General features: G+C 76.3%; 1 protein-coding gene. It reads right to left on the bottom strand.

Annotated features, from left to right (window positions below):
- Nucleotides 1-2,026 (bottom strand): discoidin domain-containing protein (locus C6N75_RS29625; RefSeq protein WP_146132720.1); only part of this gene is annotated, 2,026 nt, incomplete at both ends.

The raw sequence follows: 2,026 nt of genomic DNA, 5'->3' as shown, positions 1-2,026 counted from the left end.
CGAGATTCCACTCCGTCTCGTGGGCTCGGAGATGTGTATAAGAGCCGGGGGCGGGCGCGTCCGGTCCCGGGGCGGCCGGGCGGCGGCGGCCGACGGCGAGGGCGGCGACGGCCAGCAGGAGGACGGCGGCGGCGACCAGGCCGGCGCGGTAGAGGGTGGCGGGGGTGTACTCCAGGGTGACGGTGCCGCCGGCGCCTTCGGGCACCAGCCAGCCCTGCTGCCAGCCGTCGAGGCGTACGGGGGTGAGTTCCCGGCCGTCGAGGGTGGCCTGCCAGCCGCGGTTGGCGTTCTCGTGGAGCTGGAGGTAGGAAGCGGGGCCCGCGCCGACGCGGACGGTGCGGCGGTCGCCGTCACCCCTCATGGCGTCCATGGGGCGGGCGGCGGGTGCGGGGCCCGGGTCGCCGGTGGCGAGGGTGACGGAGGTGACGGCGAGCGGGCCGGTGTCGCCTGCCTGCACGGTGTGGGTGCGCCGGTCCAGCGGGACGGTGCCGCCTGCGGTGCAGGGGGTGACCTGGACGGGGCGGCGTTCGGTGAGGTCGCGGACCAGGCCGGTGGCGCGGGTGGCGAGGAACCGCCCGTCCACGGAGAGGACCGGGCCCTGGCCGCAGGGCAGGTCGAAGCGGGTACCGGGGTCGGGCTGCGGGGAGCGGAACCTCTCCAGTGCGGGGATGTGGATCTCGCTGAGTCCGACGGGCAGTTGCAGCCGGTCGTCGGCGACCGGGTTGTGCAGGGTGAGCGGGGCCTGGCGGGAGATGGTGATGTCCATCCGGTCGGTGCTGATGGGGGCGAAGCGGGCCATGCCGTTGTCGTCGACGGCGGCGATGGCGGTGCCGTCCGGGGAGCTGATCTGGACCTGGGTGGGGCGGGTGGACAGGCCGCCGGCGGCGGCGAACACGATCTCGCCGACGGAGGTCTTCTCGGGCCAGCGCATTCGCAGCACGGACCGTTCGCCGGCGATCCAGGCGGTGGTGAGATCGCCGTCGGTGAGGTTGCGCGGGCTGAGGCCGGTGCCGAGGCGGGCGGTGGAGTCGGCGGTGACGGTGATCTGGCGCTGCCGTCCGGTGAGCCGGTAGAGCAGTCCGTCCAGGGCGTCGCCGGGGACCGGCAGGGCGGTGGCGCGGACGGTGTAGTCGCCGGCGCGGACGGGTGCGAACTGGCGGTGCAGTCCGGTCTCGGCAGGGACGGCGGACAGGCCGCCGGGGTCGGAGCCCCGGTTGAGGGTGTAGACGGCGGACGGGCCGGAGGTGCGGGGCGCGTCGGCGGGCAGCGCGAGGGCGCGGCTGACCTGGACGCCGGGGACGGCGATCTCGCTGAAGCCGGCGCCGGTGAGGCCCGGCCGGCCCTGCTGGGAGCCGAGGATGGTGACCTTCAGCCAGGCGGCGGCGCCCGGCGGGGCGGCGACGTCCTGGGCGGTGCCGTCGGGGCGCAGGGGACTGTCTCTCCGGCCGAGGTCGGTCTCGACGCGGACGGCGGTGGGCGCGGCGCGGACGCTGCCGCTGGGCAGCGGGGTGAGCTTGAGGGAGGCGGGGATGGTGGTGCGGGCGGTGAAGTCGACGCGCACCCATTCGCCTTCGGGATCGGCGGGCGATCCTTCGGCCCAGCCGGTGTCCGGGTTGCCGTCGAAGGCGCCGACCGGGTCGTACTGGGGCAGGTGGAACAGCCAGTTGCCGACGGAGGAGGCGGAGACGTCGGCGGCTCCGCGCAGGACGGCGGTGGTCTGGTGGGAGGCGCCGCGGACGGGGAGGATCTGCCGGGGTACGGCTCCGGGGTCCTGGACGGCGGCGGCCGGGTTGCGCTCGCCGGCGGTGTAGGTGTGCGAGGTGCCCGAGTTGACCAGGCCGAAGCGGGTGTCGGCGCGCCGCATGCCGTCGCCGGCCGCGTACACCGGGGGTGTGCCGATGCCCGGGTGGGCGTCGCCGGCGAGGACGGCGGGCCGGCCGGTGAGGGTGTCACCGGCGGAGAGCGGCAGCAGGCTCTCGGGGCCGCCGCTGACGACGGCGGCGCCGGCGACCGGGGTGAGCCGGGC

Source organism: Streptomyces solincola (assembly GCF_002982015.1).
GTDB lineage: Bacteria > Actinomycetota > Actinomycetes > Streptomycetales > Streptomycetaceae > Streptomyces > Streptomyces solincola.
This window is presented reverse-complemented; position numbering and strand designations above follow the sequence as displayed.